General features: G+C 67.0%; 19 protein-coding genes and 1 riboswitch. Of the genes, 8 read left to right on the plus strand and 11 right to left on the minus strand.

Annotation, left to right across the window (positions count from 1 at the left end):
• The first annotated feature begins 20 nt into the window (after window positions 1-20).
• From WI26_RS21045 to WI26_RS21060, 4 genes are all read left to right on the plus strand, one after another.
• Window positions 21-542 (plus strand): YbaK/prolyl-tRNA synthetase associated domain-containing protein, encoded by a 522-nt coding sequence (locus tag WI26_RS21045; RefSeq protein ID WP_069227060.1) that lies wholly within the window; start codon window positions 21-23, stop codon window positions 540-542.
• Window positions 539-1177 (plus strand): helix-turn-helix transcriptional regulator, encoded by a 639-nt coding sequence (locus tag WI26_RS21050; RefSeq protein WP_069227061.1) that lies wholly within the window; start codon window positions 539-541, stop codon window positions 1175-1177. Before WI26_RS21045 ends, WI26_RS21050 begins: the two co-directional genes overlap by 4 nt.
• A gap of 68 nt (window positions 1178-1245) precedes the next feature.
• Window positions 1246-2220 (plus strand): threo-3-hydroxy-L-aspartate ammonia-lyase, encoded by a 975-nt coding sequence (locus WI26_RS21055; protein WP_059468051.1) that lies wholly within the window; start codon window positions 1246-1248, stop codon window positions 2218-2220.
• A gap of 131 nt (window positions 2221-2351) precedes the next feature.
• The gene (locus WI26_RS21060) at window positions 2352-2600 is read left to right on the plus strand and encodes a hypothetical protein (protein ID WP_069227062.1); all 249 of its coding nucleotides are present in this window, start codon (window positions 2352-2354) and stop codon (window positions 2598-2600) included.
• A 46-nt stretch (window positions 2601-2646) separates the two neighbouring features.
• On the opposite strand, the gene WI26_RS21065 is transcribed toward WI26_RS21060, so the two are convergent.
• Window positions 2647-3471, minus strand: a complete 825-nt coding sequence (locus WI26_RS21065; RefSeq protein ID WP_069227063.1) for an SDR family NAD(P)-dependent oxidoreductase — start codon at window positions 3469-3471, stop codon at window positions 2647-2649.
• 149 nt (window positions 3472-3620) lie between these two features.
• Here WI26_RS21065 and WI26_RS32335 point away from each other — a divergent pair, with 149 nt between their 5' ends.
• Both WI26_RS32335 and WI26_RS21075 read left to right on the plus strand, forming a co-directional pair.
• Window positions 3621-3776, plus strand: a complete 156-nt coding sequence (locus tag WI26_RS32335) for a hypothetical protein (protein WP_155626434.1) — start codon at window positions 3621-3623, stop codon at window positions 3774-3776.
• A 108-nt stretch (window positions 3777-3884) separates the two neighbouring features.
• A riboswitch (cobalamin riboswitch) is annotated at window positions 3885-4078 on the plus strand.
• 318 nt (window positions 4079-4396) lie between these two features.
• Window positions 4397-6325 (plus strand): TonB-dependent receptor domain-containing protein, encoded by a 1929-nt coding sequence (locus WI26_RS21075; protein WP_069227065.1) that lies wholly within the window; start codon window positions 4397-4399, stop codon window positions 6323-6325.
• Between the two features lie 37 nt (window positions 6326-6362).
• Here WI26_RS21075 and WI26_RS21080 read toward each other — a convergent pair whose 3' ends face one another.
• Window positions 6363-7001 (minus strand): LysE family translocator, encoded by a 639-nt coding sequence (locus WI26_RS21080; protein ID WP_069227066.1) that lies wholly within the window; start codon window positions 6999-7001, stop codon window positions 6363-6365.
• A gap of 114 nt (window positions 7002-7115) precedes the next feature.
• Between WI26_RS21080 and WI26_RS21085 the strand changes: the two genes are divergently transcribed.
• Both WI26_RS21085 and WI26_RS21090 read left to right on the plus strand, forming a co-directional pair.
• Complete coding sequence (locus WI26_RS21085) at window positions 7116-7577, plus strand: Lrp/AsnC family transcriptional regulator (RefSeq protein WP_069227067.1); 462 nt, start codon at window positions 7116-7118, stop codon at window positions 7575-7577.
• Window positions 7578-7640: 63 nt separating this feature from the next.
• On the plus strand, window positions 7641-8051 hold the full coding sequence (locus WI26_RS21090; RefSeq protein ID WP_069227068.1) for a VOC family protein: 411 nt from the start codon (window positions 7641-7643) through the stop codon (window positions 8049-8051).
• Window positions 8052-8104: 53 nt separating this feature from the next.
• Here the strand turns inward: WI26_RS21090 and WI26_RS21095 are convergent, their stop codons facing one another.
• The 9 genes from WI26_RS21095 to WI26_RS21135 form a co-directional block, all read right to left on the minus strand.
• Complete coding sequence (locus tag WI26_RS21095; RefSeq protein WP_069227069.1) at window positions 8105-8452, minus strand: copper-binding protein; 348 nt, start codon at window positions 8450-8452, stop codon at window positions 8105-8107.
• 39 nt (window positions 8453-8491) lie between these two features.
• Window positions 8492-9283 carry a DUF2182 domain-containing protein gene (locus WI26_RS21100; protein WP_069227070.1) on the minus strand — a complete coding sequence of 264 codons (792 nt, stop codon included), beginning with the start codon at window positions 9281-9283 and terminating at the stop codon, window positions 8492-8494.
• The gene (locus tag WI26_RS21105) at window positions 9280-9924 is read right to left on the minus strand and encodes a DUF1326 domain-containing protein (protein WP_059540551.1); all 645 of its coding nucleotides are present in this window, start codon (window positions 9922-9924) and stop codon (window positions 9280-9282) included. Before WI26_RS21105 ends, WI26_RS21100 begins: the two co-directional genes overlap by 4 nt.
• A gap of 482 nt (window positions 9925-10406) precedes the next feature.
• Window positions 10407-10655, minus strand: coding sequence for a hypothetical protein (locus tag WI26_RS21110; protein WP_059540553.1), 249 nt, complete (start codon window positions 10653-10655; stop codon window positions 10407-10409).
• 265 nt (window positions 10656-10920) lie between these two features.
• Window positions 10921-11451 carry a transferase hexapeptide repeat family protein gene (locus WI26_RS21115; protein ID WP_059468067.1) on the minus strand — a complete coding sequence of 177 codons (531 nt, stop codon included), beginning with the start codon at window positions 11449-11451 and terminating at the stop codon, window positions 10921-10923.
• 3 nt (window positions 11452-11454) lie between these two features.
• On the minus strand, window positions 11455-12405 hold the full coding sequence (locus WI26_RS21120) for an electron transfer flavoprotein subunit alpha/FixB family protein (protein ID WP_059915693.1): 951 nt from the start codon (window positions 12403-12405) through the stop codon (window positions 11455-11457).
• A 16-nt stretch (window positions 12406-12421) separates the two neighbouring features.
• A complete protein-coding gene (locus WI26_RS21125; RefSeq protein WP_069227071.1) occupies window positions 12422-13171 on the minus strand; it encodes an electron transfer flavoprotein subunit beta/FixA family protein in 750 nt (249 codons plus the stop codon).
• Window positions 13172-13209: 38 nt separating this feature from the next.
• The gene (locus WI26_RS21130) at window positions 13210-13998 is read right to left on the minus strand and encodes an SDR family NAD(P)-dependent oxidoreductase (protein ID WP_069227072.1); all 789 of its coding nucleotides are present in this window, start codon (window positions 13996-13998) and stop codon (window positions 13210-13212) included.
• Window positions 13999-14060: 62 nt separating this feature from the next.
• Window positions 14061-14906 (minus strand): alpha/beta fold hydrolase, encoded by an 846-nt coding sequence (locus WI26_RS21135; RefSeq protein ID WP_069227073.1) that lies wholly within the window; start codon window positions 14904-14906, stop codon window positions 14061-14063.
• Window positions 14907-15019: the final 113 nt, after the last annotated feature.

A 15019-nucleotide genomic window follows, 5' to 3' on the forward strand; every position in this document is an offset into this window, starting at 1 on the left:
GGCCTCCTGCCTGGATCGACATGAGCGACTATCCCGTTTTCGACGCGCTGTGCGAGCTGCTGACCACCTCCGGCGCGCGGTTCCGCGTGCTGGAGCACCCGGCCGAGGGCAAATCCGACGTGATCGCGACGATTCGCGGCACGCGTCCCGAGCAGGGCGCGAAGGCGATGCTCTGCACGTTCAAGGACGGCGGCGACGTCACCGCGCTCGCGGTCATCCCTGGCCATCTGAAGATCGATTTTCGCAAGGTCGCCGACGCGGTCGGCCGCCGCAAGGCGACGCTCGCGCCGCCCGAACTTGCCGCCGCGGTCACGCGCTGCGTGATGGGCGCCGTGCCGCCGTTCGTGTTCGACGCGAACGTAACGCTCGTCGCGGACCCCGCACTGATCGAGCTCAATGACGAAATCGCGTTCAATGCGGGCCGCCTCGACCGCTCGGTCGTACTCGACGCATCCGACTACGTGCGGATCGCCCGCCCGCTGCTGGCCGACATCACGCGGCCGGAAGCGATCGACGCGCCCGCGCTCGAGGCCAGCACATGACCACGCCCCGCTCCACGCCGCAGTCGGAGCAGGCGTCGCTGATCGAGCAGGTGCTGCGCATCGCCGAAGGGCTCGGCGCGATGTTCGCGCCGTTCACCGAGGTCGTCGTGCACGACCTGCGCACGCCGAAGCATGCGATCCTCGCGATCCACAACAACCTGTCGGGCCGCGCGATCGGCGATCCTGCGACTGAACTCGGGCTCGCCCGCATCGAGGACGACGACTTCCCGCAAGTGCTCGCGAACTACGCGAACCGCTTCGCCGACGGCCGCACCGCGAAAAGCACGTCGATCGGCGTCAAGGATTCGAGCGGCCGCTACGTGGCCGCGCTGTGCCTGAACGCGGACGTCACGCTGTTTCGCGGTTTCCAGGGGATGCTGAACCAGTTCTGCAGCACCGAAGGCGCGCCGGTCGCCGAAACGCTCGACCCGGCCGGCGCGGACGCGATCCGGCAGCGCATCGACGCGTTCGCGACGCGCCTCGCGACCACACCGCGCGAACTGAAGACCGACCAGCGACGCGAGCTGATGCAGATGCTGAAGGCCGACGGCTTCCTCGAGGTGCGCCGCGCGATGGAAATCGTGTCGCAACATCTCGGCGTGTCGCGTGCCACCGTATACAACGATGCGAAATGATGCGTGAGGCAGACGCGCCCGTGGCGCGTCCTGCCAACCTGTTGACCGACTCTTCCGACGAGCGACTCATGAACACTCCGACCCTCCCCACCTACGACGACGTCGCGGCCGCCGCGGCAAGACTCGACGGCCGCGCGCACCGCACGCCCGTGATGACGTCGCGAACGATCGACGAAGCGCTCGGCGCGCAGGTGTTCTTCAAGTGCGAAAACCTGCAGCGCATGGGCGCGTTCAAGTTCCGCGGCGCGTTCAACGCGCTGTCGCGCTTCGACGCGACACAACGCCGTCACGGCGTCGTCGCGTTCTCGTCGGGCAACCATGCGCAGGCGATCGCGCTGTCGGCGCGCATCCTCGGCATCCCGGCGACGATCGTGATGCCGCAGGACGCGCCGGCCGCGAAGATGGCCGCGACGCGCGGCTACGGCGGCAACGTCGTGACCTACGATCGCTATACCGAGGACCGCGAGCAGATCGGCCGCGCGCTCGCGGAGCAGCACGGGCTCACGCTGGTGCCGCCGTACGACCACGCGGACGTGATCGCGGGCCAGGGCACGGCGGCGAAGGAGCTGTTCGACGAAGTCGGGCCGCTCGACGCCGTGTTCACGCCGCTGGGCGGCGGCGGCCTGCTGTCGGGCACGGCGCTCGCGACGCGCGCGCTGTCGCCGCGCGCGAAGCTGTACGGCGTCGAACCGGAAGCCGGCAACGACGGACAGCAATCGTTCCGGTCCGGGTCGATCGTCCATATCGACACGCCGCGCACGATCGCCGACGGCGCGCAGACCCAGCACCTCGGCAACCTGACGTTCCCGATCCTGCGGCGCGACGTCGATGACATCCTGACCGCGACCGATGCGGAACTGGTCGACTGCATGCGCTTCTTCGCGACCCGCATGAAGATTGTCGTCGAGCCGACCGGCTGCCTGTCGCTCGCGGCCGCGCGCCGGATGAAGGACGAACTGAAAGGCAAGCGCGTCGGCATCGTGATCAGCGGCGGCAACGTCGATCTCGAGAACTTCTGCGCGTTGGTCGCCGCATCCGCATGATGCGTCGCGGCGCGCGGATGGCCGCATGAACATCCTTTCATCCGCGCGCCGCTGTTCCTTCACGTCGCGTTAAGTTTCGCGCCCTAGACTGAATGCGTTGTCCCGCAGTCAGTCGCGAAGAAGGAGGTTCCATGAACACGCACGCGATCGTCGCCGCCGCCTTCGCGGCAGCATCCGTTACGGCGTTCGCTCAACCGGGCGCGACATCATCCGGTTTTGTCGCCACGTCGCCGCACGACCCGGTCGCGCAGGCCGCCCATCGGCCGCCCGCCGCGCTTCCGCATGCCGGCTTCGTGCTCGCGAAGATCGATCAGAACAATACGCCGCCCGATCGCGGCGGCGACCCCAGCGGCCGCACGCACGCCGGCACGCATATGTAACCCGGCGTGAGCCGGCCGCATCGGTCGGCCGGCCCGCGTCACCTCATCACATCGACGGCAGCGACGGATCGCGCGCGGCGAGGATGTCCGCGGTGCGCTGCTGCAGCGCGCCGTCGATCGTCTGCGGTTGCGGAATCAGCCAGTAACGCCCGTCGCGAATACCGTCGAACGCCCGCGCCGCGAATGCGTCGGGCGTGAGCCCGTGCGCGTTCAGCATCTCGCGCATCGCCTCGACGAAACCCTGCACCTCCGGCCGCTCGTGCGCGGCGCCGAACGGGTCGTTGAAAATGCCCGTCTGCACCGGGCCCGGCGCGAGCAGCGACACGCCGACCGGCGCGCCGAGCATCTTCAGTTCGCCGTACAGCGATTCGGTCAGCGCGACCACCGCGAATTTCGTCGCCGAGTATGGCGACATCAACGGGCTCGGCAGGAACCCGCCGACCGACGCGGTATTGACGATGCGCGCCGGCACGTTGCGCTCGAGCATGCGTGGCACGAAGCTGCGGATCCCGTTCATCACGCCGTGCACGTTGATCGCGAAACTGCGCTCGAACCGCTCCGGCGTGATTTCCCAGCTGAAACCGGTCGCCATCACGCCCGCATTGTTGAACAGCAGGTCGACGCCGCCGAAGCGTTGCCATGCGGCGTCGGCCAGCGCGTCGACGGCTTCCGGGCGGCTGACGTCCGTCGGCACGCACAGCACGTCGGTTTCGAGCGTCGCGGCGAACGCGTCGAGCTTTGCCGGGTCGAGATCGGCCAGCACCACGCGCATGCCGAGCCCGGCGGCGTGGCGCGTGAGCCCGCTGCCGATCCCGCTGGCCGCGCCGGTAATCACGGCGGTACCGCCGTCGAAGCGAATCGAAGTCGTCATGTCAGTGTCCTGTCGGGTCGATGCGCGGATGCGCGTATGCGGTAATCACGGGCGCCGGCAACCGCGTGCGGCCGTCGAGCGAGCGCACCGCCAGCCCCAAGAGAATGTCGTGCGCGGGCCGCTCTGCGTCAGCCGGCGATATCCGCAACATGCAGCACGAGCTTGGCTTTCGCGTCGCCCATTTGAACGAGATCGAACGGGCGCCGCCTGTTCGAGCACGCGCAGCACGCCCCGAGGCGAGCCGTTCTGCAATCGCTACCGGCTTGGCCGCCTTCCTCGTCGATTTTCCGTTTCGTCTGATGTAACGCGGTGCCGAGGTCTCGCAAGACAAGATCGGGAAGGAATCCCGCGAGCACTGACGTTTTTTCGCATCCCTGCGCGCATCGCCAATTGACGCGCAGGAGTGCTCGCCATTACGCTTGCGCGCTGATGGTTCCCGGAGACGGGATCAAAAGGGAACGCAGGAGAGGCAACGCCTCGGATCTGCGGCTGCCCCCGCAACTGTGAGCGGCGAATCCGCACTACCCCACGCCACTGGGAAACCGGGAAGGCCGGTGCGAATAGCGACCCGCGAGCCAGGAGACCTGCCATCGACCCGAGGTCCAAGCAGCCGCGCCGGGCGGGGTGTCCCGGAGCGCCAGGCGCCGCCTTTGGCGGCCGCCCCGTTGCATGGACGGCCCGACCTCAGGACCCTTCAGATGTCCAGTCTTTCCGCCTCCCTCCGCTTCCTCGCCGGAAGCGTCGTGCCGTCGCGCCAGCCATGGGCGCGCCGTGTCCGCACGCGTGTGCCGTATCGCGTCGTCCGGCTCGCCCGGCGACCGCCCACGCCGTCCGGTCTCGTGATAGACCCAAACGAACTCCGGCGGTACGCACCGCCACCCGCTTACGCTCGCCGTACCTGCAACACGATCACGCTCATTGCCTCATGAATCTTCGCCACCTTCTCGCCACGTCCGCCGCCACGGCGCTGTTCGCCCCGCTCGCCCATGCCGCCGACGACTCGGCGCTCGCTCAGCCGCCCCGACCCGCCGAAGCCGCCGACCTGCCGACGATCAGCGTGACCGACACGCGGCACCTGCCCGAATCGTTCGACCAGCGCTATGCGACGACGCAGGTGCTCACGCGCGCCGATCTCGACCGGCTGTCGCCGAGTGACCCGAGCATCACGCAGGCGCTCGCGACGCTGCCGGGCGTGACCGTCTCGCAGAACGGCGGCCCCGGCTCGTCCGCCTCCGTCAGCATCCGCGGTTCGTCCGCCAACCAGGTCGCGGTGTTCATCGACGGCATCCGGATCGGCTCGCCGACGACGGGCATCGCGCCGTGGGCCGACCTGCCGACCGACGCGTTCGAACGCGTCGAGGTGATCTCCGGGCCGGCCGCCGCGTCGTTCGGCGCGAATGCGATGGGCGGCGTCGTGCAATTGTTCACGCGCCGCGCGGCCGGCCAGCCGAACCAGACCACCGCGTCGTTCGGTGGCGGCTCGAACAAGACGTTCGACACGCAGGTGCGCACGTCGGGCACCGTGCCGTCGACGGGGCCGCTCGCCGCGCTCGGCGGCCTCACCTACACGCTGGGCCTGCACGACTACAACACGGCCGGCATCGACGCGACGCGGCCGTTCGCATACGGGCACGAGGCCGGCCGCAATCCGTATCACGCGCAGGACCTCGATGCGCGGCTCGGCTACGCGCGCGACAACTGGTCGATCTCGACGTTCGCGCTGTATCACCGTTCCGACCTGTCCTTCGACAACGCCGGCTTTGCGAATCGCGAGCTCGATCATCAGTTGACGACCGGCGTCGCGTTCCATCTCGACATCACGCCCGACACGCAGTTCGACCAGTCGTTCGGTTATGCCAACGATCGCCAGTTCCTGTATGCGAGCGACCCGACCATCCCGACCGACCAGATCAACTCGCAGCGCATCAGCGCGTCGACGTCGCTGACCCATCAGGAGCATGGCTTCCGGCTGTTCGGCCTGCCGTTGTCGGGCGAGACGAAGCTCGCGTACGACTTCACGCGCGAACAGGCATTCCTGCCGGTCGACGTGCCGGACGGCTTGCCCACGCGCAACGACTCCGCGTTCTCGCTGCATCAGTCGGCGACGCTCGGCAGCGTGACGATGTTCGTCGCGGGGCGGCACGAGATCATCGCAGGAAAGGCCGTGAACACCGGTAACGCCGCGCTGTCGTGGGCCATCACGCCGGTCTATACGGCGCGCGTGTCGTACGGCAACGCGTTCCGTCTGCCCTCGTTCAACGACCTGTACTACCCGGGCTACGGCAATCCGGACCTGAACCCGGAACGCAGCGATTCGGTCGAGGCCGCGCTCGACGCGAACACGGCTTACGGCACGTTCAGCGCCGCGATCTACGACACGCGCATCAGCAACCTGATCGCGTACAACCCCGCGACGCGCTCGCCGATGAACATCGGCCGCTCGCATATCCGCGGCATCGACCTGTCGTACAAGGGCACGATCGGCCGCCATACACCCGTGAGCATCGCGATCGGTTTCCTGAATCCGCAGGACGAAACCAACGACAGCTGGCTCAACCGCCGGCCGCGCCAGACGGTCAGCGTCAACGTCGACCACACGTGGGACGAATTCAACCTGCATGCACTGAGCACGGGCGCGTCGCTGAACTACGGCGGCACGACGTTCGACGACCCGGCCAACACGACGTATCTGCCGTCGTACCTGACCGTGAACCTGCGCGCGTCGTACAGGATCAATTCGCACCTGACGGTGTCGGCGACGCTGTCGAACCTGTTCGACCGTCAGTACATGACCGCGTACGGCTACAACACGCTCGGTCGCGCCGCGTTCGGCAAGCTCAGCTATACGTTCTGACCCGGGTGCGCGCGGTGCGTCGAACGCGTGGTTTGCGTCACGCCCCGACGATGCCGCGCATGCCGGCGATCAGCTGGATCGCGCCGAACATCGCGATCACGACCGCGGATCCGCGCGACAGGCCGTGCGTGAAGCTCAGCGGCATCTTCGTGCGCAACGCGGCGGTCGCGCTGCTCAGGCACAGCCACCACGTCGCGGATCCGACGAACACGCCCGCAACCATCAACGCCACGGTCGAACCCATCGCACCTTCATGCGTGCCCGACAACGGGCCGAGCGCCGCGAAGATGCCGACGAATGACAGGATCGTCATCGGGTTCGACAGCGTGAGGCCGAAGGTCGTCAGGAAATCGCGCAGCACGGTCGCACGCGGCACGTCGCGCACCGCGGCCGGCGCGGCCGGCGCCTGTCGCGCGATGGACCAGGCCAGCCACACGAGGAACGCGCCGCCGACGATTTTCAGCGCCACGGTCAGCATCGGAAACGCCGTGACGATGCCCGCGACACCCAGCGCGCCGAGCAGCCCGTAGATCGCATCGGCACACGCGGCGCCGATGCCTGTCGCGAACCCCGCGTGAAAGCCACGGCTCAGGCTGCGCTGGATGCAGAGCATGCCGATCGGGCCGACCGGCACTGCGATCGACAACCCCATCACGACGGATTTGATGAACAGCATGGCCGGCTCCTCGCGACATGCAATGGCATGAACCGCATCGTAGGGAAAATCCGGTCGCCGCTGAAGACGGTTTTTAAGGAAAAATGGCCCCTTCACCTTAAAAACTCCGCCACGATGGACGAACTCGACTGGAAGATACTCGCGCTGCTGCAGGCCAACGGCCGCATCAGCTACACGGAGCTGGCGCGCCAGGTTCATCTGTCGGTGCCGGCGGTGACGGAACGCGTGAAACGCCTCGAATCGACGGGCGTGATCGACGGCTACACGGCGCGCGTCAATTCGGCCGCGGCCGGCTACCCGGTGAGCGCGCTGATCGGCATCACGGTGCCGCAGCCGGCCAAGGCGAAATTCCTGAAGCTGCTCGAAACGATTCCCGAAGTGGTCGAGTGCCATCACGTGACCGGCGCGGATTCCTACGTGATGCGATTCGTCGCGGTCAGCATGGCGCACCTAGAGCAACTGATCGAGCGCATCAACCTGTACGGCGAAACGCGCACGTCGATCGTGATGTCGACGCCGCTGCCGGCGCGGGGCCTTGCGCGGCCGGCAGCGGCGATCAAAGGCATTCGGGGGTGACAGAACACCCCGCGTTGCGCGATGCTGTGCGGTGCGCACCTTGCACGAACCGGACAACCTGCCATGCCAGTGATCGGACTGAATCATTACAACTTGCGCGCAGATCGAGCCACGCTCGATGCGCTGCGCGATTTCTACGTGAACGTCGTAGGCCTCGAGGCGGGCTATCGTCCGCCGTTCCAGAGCAATGGCTACTGGCTCTACGCGGGGGCGCAGGCGATCCTCCACCTGTCGGAAGCACGGCCCGGCGAGGTTCGGCCGACGCACGTCGTCAATACGGTCGACCATATGGCGTTTTCCTGCGAGAACGCCGCCGACATGGAGCGGCGCCTGGCCGACGCGCAGGTCCGGTACTCGCGCGCGTACGTGCCGCTCACGTGCCAGCTCCAGCTCTTTTTCACCGACCCGGCCGGCAATGGCGTCGAATTGAATTTCGCGGAAGCCGACGGCGACCCTGGTAAAGGCCCGGGTTAGCGCGGGCGACCGGCCCGTGTCGATCGCCCGGATCGCGGTCGCTTGCGCGACCGTTACTGTCGTTGCACGAGCTTCACGATCGTGAGCGCACCGTTCACGCGCTCGACCCGGACCTTGACCTTGTCGCCCACGTGCAGCGACGCGATCATCGCCCTGTCACCGGCCCTGAACGCCATCGTCATCGGCGCCATCCCGACGTTCTCGAGCGCGCCGTGCTTCAGCGTCACCATGCCGTGCGCGGCATCGACCCGTTTCACTTCGGCATCGGTCAGCCCCGCATCCGGCGCCGACATCTTCATGTCGCCCATGCTCATGTCGGACATGGTCCCGCCCGCGCGCACCGGCATCGCAACGACGACCATCGCGCCGAGGACGGCGACGGCGAAGCATCCGATCTTCATCGAGCGACTCCCTGGCGCAGCCAATGACGAACGCGCCCGCTACACCAGCAGCGTCGCGACCGCCCACGCGATCAGCACGACGCCCAGCGCGCGGCCAATGCGTTCGCCGCCCGGCAGCACCTTTTCGACGAGCACGAACAGCGACAACGCGACGATCCACACGACGTTCATCACGCCGCCGACGAACAGCAACGCCATCAGCAGCCAGCAGCAGCCCACGCAATACGCACCGTGCCGCACGCCAAGCAGGAAGCTGCCCGTGACGCCCGGGCGCCAGTACGTCGTGAGAAACCGGACCGGCGACCGGCACTGCCGCAGGCATGCCTGTTTCAGCGGCGAGAATTGATACGCGCCGGCCAGCGCGAGGACGATCGCGGACAGCATGGCGCTCTTCGACCACAGCATCATTCCGGAAATCAGGCCGGCAGGCTGCAGCAGCGTTTGCAGCACGGCGGCTGAGACCGAGAACGCGAACCACACGGCCAGATAGCCGGCCAGCAGGAACGTCGACGCGAACGCAGACCCGGCAGCCTGCGCACCGCGATGCTGCAGCACGCGCCGGTACAACAGCACAAGCGGCGTCGCGCCGGGCGTCATCATCGCGATCATCATCACCCACCACATCAGGACCACGGTCGCCAGCGACGGATCCATCGTGCCCATGTCGTCGGCCAACCGATGCGGGAACAGCGCGACCGCCGTCATGTCCAGCGCGGACATGCCGGTGCCCGCGCCCGTCCACAGATAGACCCAGCACGCGCCGACGAGCGCGGTCATGCCGAGCAGCGTGACGACGCGCTCGCGCCCGAGAAAATCGCCGACGGGGATCATGCCGCGACGCGATGCCGGATCAGCCCGTGGTTGTTCAGGTGCAACCGCGCGAACTGCGCGTAGGTCCGTTCGAGATCGAGCTCGATGTGGCCATGCGACCGGCTCGTGCCCGAGCCGATCTCGGCTAGCTCGTATTCGAATCCGTGCGGCAGGTCGATCCGCGCGCGATGCTCGGCGCCCGTCACCGGATTGCGGATCGGCTCGCCGACGACGTCGAACACGCCTTCGACGCTGATCCGGCCGCGCCGCGCATCGACATCGACGTCGAAATCGATCTTCGCGAAGATCGGATCGTATGCATGCTCGAGCGTCGATGCGAACACGGAGAACATCGTCGCAAATGGATCGGTATCCTGACCGGTCATGATTTTCAGCACAGCCTCGCGCTGCGCCGGACTCGCGCGCTCGTCGACGATCGGCTGGCACCGTCCGTGGCCTTCGTGAATCGGCCCCGGCCACTGAAACACGACCGCGATCCGGAGGCCATCGAGCACGACGTCGCCGTAGTGGCCGCTGTCGATCGAAATCGCCCCCATCGCTTCGCAGTTGCCGTGCGTCGGCAACGCATTGAACTGGCAAGGGCAACCGTATGAGCAATTGCAGTTGATCAGTTCGGTTCCCTGAATCTCCCAAGGCGTCATGGTTTCACCTCGCGCGGTCGTGGCACGTAATGCTTCGAATCTAGTGCAGCGCACAGGGGAAAGCAAAGGCCACGCGAGACGTGCGAACGAGCGAAGAATACGCTGCCAGCAGCGGCGTGCAGCGGCGCTGATCCGACTGAATTCAACGTCGCCGTGCGCCGCGTCCGGCGGCCCCCGGATGGGCCCACTACGGGGCCATCTCGCGGACGCGCGCGGCCGAGCCGATCGCGACGATCGGCACTCGGCACTCGGCACTCGGCACTTGCGTATTCTGCGGCCTGATGACATTCGAGACGTCGCTCACGCGAGGCACACAGGCGCGTGCCAGCTCATTCTTCAGCCCTTACACGATGACAGTGCTGAGTGCGCGCCGGCTGTTCGGGAAATGGGTCAGGATGATGCGCTCCGCAATCGCGACCGACGGGTAGCCCATGAAGATGCTCGGTGTGCTCGCAATAGGCGGCTACGGGCCGCCCGCTCGGTTAGCCGGACTTCTTCGGCGCGCGTGCGACGGCGAACCACCCCATCACCGCACCCGCGACCCACGCGCAGGTCAGCAGCAGATCAAGGTCCATCATCCCTTCGAAATTCGCACTGTTCTCGAAGCTGCAATGCCGGCTGCCGAGGAACGCGATGCAGCCACTGGCGATCCACTGGATGTGCATGAATACGTGATAGACGGCGAAGGCCGAAGCGATGATGGCGACGCGCAGGCGTATGGTCGTTTTCATTCGGCGCCGGAGGCTGTGGGGTAGTCTGACGCCGATCTTAAGACAACGGCGCCGCATCAGGCAATCGGTCCCGCACGAACGTCACGACCGGCATGCACGAACTCGAATCACCATCCGCACAAACCCCGATAAAACGCTGACACAGCGCTGCCGGCCCGGCTTCGTTCGGTGCTCGCCGCACTGCGGCATTCACGCGGCCGACGACGGCTTTCGCGCCGCCACGCCTGCGCCGCCGGATCGATGACGCGTATCGCCTACGCATCGCCTACGCATCGCCGATCTGCGTCATCGTCCGCAGGCAATCCACCGCGAGTTGCTGATAGACCCGCGTGCCGTTCGCCTTCGCGTCGATCTCCGCGTCGCTCAACCGCCGCACCACGCGACCCGGCACGCCCGCGAGCAGCACGCCGCGCGGCACATCGTAGCCCGCTTTCACGAACGCGCAGGCCGCGACGATCGTCGTCGCGCCGATCGTCGCGCCATCCATCACGACCGCATTCATCCCGATCATCGTGTCCGGTTCGAGCGTCGCGCCGTGCACGATCGCGCCATGGCCGACGTGGCTGTTCACGCCGAGCCGGCACGTCTCGCCGATGCCGACGTGCAGCACGCAGCCGTCCTGCACGTTGCTGCCGTCCCCGACGACGATCGCGCCGAAGTCGCCGCGCAGGCTCGCATGCGGGCCGATGTAGCAGCCCGCGCCGATCGTCACGTCGCCGATCACGACCGCGCTCGGATGAACGTACGCGGACGGATCGACGCGCGGGCGCGTTCCGTTGAACTCGAACAGCGGCATCGCTCAGAGCACCGCGGCCGCTTCGGGAACGAGCGCGAACAGATCGCCGACCACGCCGTAGTCGGCCACGCTGAAGATCGGCGCGTCCGGATCCTTGTTGATCGCGACGATCACCTGCGAATCCTTCATGCCGGCCAAGTGCTGGATCGCACCCGAGATGCCGACCGCGATGTACAGCTGCGGCGCGACGATCTTGCCGGTCTGGCCGACCTGGTAGTCGTTCGGCACATAGCCTGCGTCGACTGCCGCGCGCGATGCGCCCAGCGCCGCCGACAGCTTGTCGGCCAGCGGCTCCAGCACCTTCGTGTAGTTCTCGCCGCTGCCCAGGCCGCGGCCACCGGACACGATGATCTTCGCGCTGGTGAGTTCCGGGCGATCGAGCTTCGTCATCTCCCGGCTGATGAACTGCGACACAGCCGTGTCCGCCGCTGCTTCGATCGTCTCGACCACTGCGCTGCCGCCTTCGGCCGCAACCGGATCGAAACCCGTCGCGCGCACCGTGATCACCTTGATCGCGTCGCTCGACTGCACCGTCGCGATCGCGTTGCCTGCGTAGATCGGACGTTCGAACGTATCGACCGAAACAACCGCCGTGATGTCCGAAATCTGCGCGACGTCGAGCTTCGCCGCGATGCGCGGCGCGACGTTCTTGCCATAGGCGGTTGCCGGCGCGAGGATGTGCGAGTAGTGCTCCGCGATGGTCAGCACCGTCGCTTCGATGTTCTCCGCGAGCCCGTCGGCAAGCTGCGGCGCGTCGGCCAGCAGCACCTTCGAAACGCCGGCGATCTTCGCCGCTGCGTCTGCCGCTGCTTGTGCATCGTGGCCTGCGACCAGCACGTGAACGTCGCCGCCAATGGCCTGCGCGGCCGCCACCGCATTCAGCGTCGCGGCCTTGATCGGCGAAGCTCCGCCTGCCGATGCCTTATCGTGCTCGGCGATTACCAGAATCGTCATTTCTTTCCGCTCCCTCTTACAGCACCTTGGCTTCGGTCTTCAGCTTCTCGACCAGCGTCTTCACGTCCGGCACCTTCACACCGGCCGCGCGCTTCGGCGGCTCGGCCACCTTCAGCGTCTTCAGACGCGGCGCGACGTCCACGCCCAGGTCTTCCGGTTTCACCGTTTCCAGCGGCTTCTTCTTCGCCTTCATGATGTTCGGCAGCGTCACGTAGCGCGGCTCGTTCAGGCGCAGATCCGTCGTGACGACCGCCGGCAGTTGAAGCGACAGCGTTTCCGCGCCGCCGTCGACTTCGCGTGCGACCGTGGCCTTACCGTCGGCGATCGTGACCTTCGATGCGAACGTCGCTTGCGGCAGGCCCGCCAGCGCGGCCAGCATCTGGCCCGTCTGGTTCGAATCGTCGTCGATTGCCTGCTTGCCGAGGATCACGAGTTGCGGCTGTTCCTTGTCGACCAGCGCCTTCAGGATCTTCGCGACGGCCAGCGGCTCGACGCCGTCGTTCGACTCGACGAGGATCGCGCGATCCGCGCCGATCGCCAGCGCCGTGCGCAGCGTTTCCTGCGCTTGTGCAACGCCGACCGACACGGCGATCACTTCGGTCGCCGCACCCGCTTCCTTCAGGCGCACGGCTTCTTCAACGGCGATTTCGTCAAACGGGTTCATCGACATCTTCACGTTCGCGATATCGACGCCGGATTGATCGGACTTCACGCCGACCTTCACGTTCGCGTCGACCACACGCTTCACTGCAACGAGCGCTTTCAACTGCCTGTCTCCTGTTTCGTTTCGACCGCCGCGGCGCATCAGCGCGCGGTGTATCCGCCGTCGATCACCAGCTCCGCTCCCGTCACGTAGCGCCCCGCCGGCGACACGAGATACAGGATGCCGGCCGCGATGTCGCGCGGGCTGCCGATCTTCGCCATCGGCACGTGCGTCTGCATGTATTCGAACGCGCGGTCCGGATCCTGGCCCATCTGCCGGAATGCGTCCTCGAGCATCGGCGTGCGGATGTAGCCCGGATGCACCGAGTTCGCGCGGATGTTCTTCGCCGCATACAGCATCGCATCGACCTTCGCCATCATCCGCACCGCGGCCTTCGACGCGTGATACGCGGGCACGTCGGGGCCGCCGACGATCCCGTACATCGACGACAGGTTCACGATCGAGCCGCCGCCCGCCGCCTCGATGTGTGGAATCGCGGCGCGCGTGCACAGGAACACGCCGTTGACGTTCACGTCCTGCACGCGCTGCCATTGCGCGAGCGTGAGTTCGTGCGTCGGCACGTTGTTCCCTTCGATGCCCGCGTTGTTTACGAGCACGTCGAGGCGGCCGAAGCGCGCGACGACCTCGCCGAACACGCGCGCCACATCGGCCTCGCGCGTCACGTCGAGCGACCAGAACGCGGCCTGGCCGCCCTGCGCGCGGATCTCCTCGACGAGCGCTTCCGCCGGTTGCGACAGCACGTCGAGGATCGCGACGCTCGCGCCGGCCGCGGCCAGCGTGCGCGCCGTTTCCGCGCCGATGCCGCGTGCGCCGCCGGTGATCGCGGCCACCTTGCCGCGCAGGTCGAACAGGTCTTCGATGAGTTTCATTGTGTCTCCGTGTAGTCAGGCGAACCGGCGTTGAACGGGCCGGTCATCAAGGGCCTCCGGCGTTATCGCGCGGCGACCGCGGCAGGCGCCGCGAGGAAATCGAGGCATTCGCGGTTGAAATACGCCGCGTGCTCCACCATGACCCAGTGGCCGCAGCGGTTCAGCAGCACGAAGCGCGCGTCGCGACAGCGTTCGAGGAACGTCAGCGCGCCGCCGACCGGATTGAAGCGATCGTCCGTGCCCCAGAAACCGAGCACCGGGCAGCGCAGGTCGCCGAGCGCACCCGTCAGGTTCGGCACGCTCATCGTCGACAGCACTTCGGTCGGCTGCTCGACGCACACCTTCATGCGCTCGGCGACGAGCGCGTCGGTGACGATCGCCGGGTCGTGCACCAGCAGCGTGAGCAACTCGCGCATGGTGTCGTCATTCATCTGGCGATTGGTGAACAGCTTCACCATCCGCTGGATCCCTTCCATGCGGAAATAGGTGTCGCGATCCTCGACGCCGCCCGGCGCCATCATGATCAGCCTGTCGACTTCGTCCGGGTAATCGAGCGCGTATTTCAGCGCGATCGCGCCGCCGAGCGAGTTGCCCAGCAGCACGGCCGGCCCGATGCCCAGCGCGGACAGCTGCGCATGCAGCGCGCCGACGAAGAAATCGAGCGTGTAGGCGACGTCGGACGGCTTCGACGACTGCCCGTACCCCGGAAGGTCGACGACGATCGCACGATGGCCGGCGGCCGCGAATGCGGGGTAGTTGTGCTTGAAGTTGCTGAAACCGCTGGCGCCCGGGCCGCTGCCGTGGATGAACACCACCGGGCGGCCTTCGCCCGCCTCGAAATGATGCAGGCGCAGGCCGCCCGGTACGTCGGTGAAGGTGCCGGCAGGCGGCGTCGTGGGGGTCGTCATCGCGGGGTGTCTCCTTCGTCGGTCGATGGATGCTGCCATGATGATTGCGTCGCGGGCGCCGGCCGGCATCATCCTTTCAGACTACGAAGCGGCGCGCGCTTGTTCCTATCATC

This window comes from Burkholderia diffusa (assembly GCF_001718315.1).
Classification (GTDB): domain Bacteria; phylum Pseudomonadota; class Gammaproteobacteria; order Burkholderiales; family Burkholderiaceae; genus Burkholderia; species Burkholderia diffusa_B.

Coding starts and splice junctions, on each gene's coding strand:
- WI26_RS21045 (WP_069227060.1), top strand. CDS start 21: ATGAGCGACTATCCCGTTTTCGACGCGCTGTGCGAGCTGCTGACCACC.
- WI26_RS21050 (WP_069227061.1), top strand. CDS start 539: ATGACCACGCCCCGCTCCACGCCGCAGTCGGAGCAGGCGTCGCTGATC.
- WI26_RS21055 (WP_059468051.1), top strand. CDS start 1,246: ATGAACACTCCGACCCTCCCCACCTACGACGACGTCGCGGCCGCCGCG.
- WI26_RS21060 (WP_069227062.1), top strand. CDS start 2,352: ATGAACACGCACGCGATCGTCGCCGCCGCCTTCGCGGCAGCATCCGTT.
- WI26_RS21065 (WP_069227063.1), bottom strand. CDS start 3,471: ATGACGACTTCGATTCGCTTCGACGGCGGTACCGCCGTGATTACCGGC.
- WI26_RS32335 (WP_155626434.1), top strand. CDS start 3,621: ATGCAGCACGAGCTTGGCTTTCGCGTCGCCCATTTGAACGAGATCGAA.
- WI26_RS21075 (WP_069227065.1), top strand. CDS start 4,397: ATGAATCTTCGCCACCTTCTCGCCACGTCCGCCGCCACGGCGCTGTTC.
- WI26_RS21080 (WP_069227066.1), bottom strand. CDS start 7,001: ATGCTGTTCATCAAATCCGTCGTGATGGGGTTGTCGATCGCAGTGCCG.
- WI26_RS21085 (WP_069227067.1), top strand. CDS start 7,116: ATGGACGAACTCGACTGGAAGATACTCGCGCTGCTGCAGGCCAACGGC.
- WI26_RS21090 (WP_069227068.1), top strand. CDS start 7,641: ATGCCAGTGATCGGACTGAATCATTACAACTTGCGCGCAGATCGAGCC.
- WI26_RS21095 (WP_069227069.1), bottom strand. CDS start 8,452: ATGAAGATCGGATGCTTCGCCGTCGCCGTCCTCGGCGCGATGGTCGTC.
- WI26_RS21100 (WP_069227070.1), bottom strand. CDS start 9,283: ATGATCCCCGTCGGCGATTTTCTCGGGCGCGAGCGCGTCGTCACGCTG.
- WI26_RS21105 (WP_059540551.1), bottom strand. CDS start 9,924: ATGACGCCTTGGGAGATTCAGGGAACCGAACTGATCAACTGCAATTGC.
- WI26_RS21110 (WP_059540553.1), bottom strand. CDS start 10,655: ATGAAAACGACCATACGCCTGCGCGTCGCCATCATCGCTTCGGCCTTC.
- WI26_RS21115 (WP_059468067.1), bottom strand. CDS start 11,451: ATGCCGCTGTTCGAGTTCAACGGAACGCGCCCGCGCGTCGATCCGTCC.
- WI26_RS21120 (WP_059915693.1), bottom strand. CDS start 12,405: ATGACGATTCTGGTAATCGCCGAGCACGATAAGGCATCGGCAGGCGGA.
- WI26_RS21130 (WP_069227072.1), bottom strand. CDS start 13,998: ATGAAACTCATCGAAGACCTGTTCGACCTGCGCGGCAAGGTGGCCGCG.
- WI26_RS21135 (WP_069227073.1), bottom strand. CDS start 14,906: ATGACGACCCCCACGACGCCGCCTGCCGGCACCTTCACCGACGTACCG.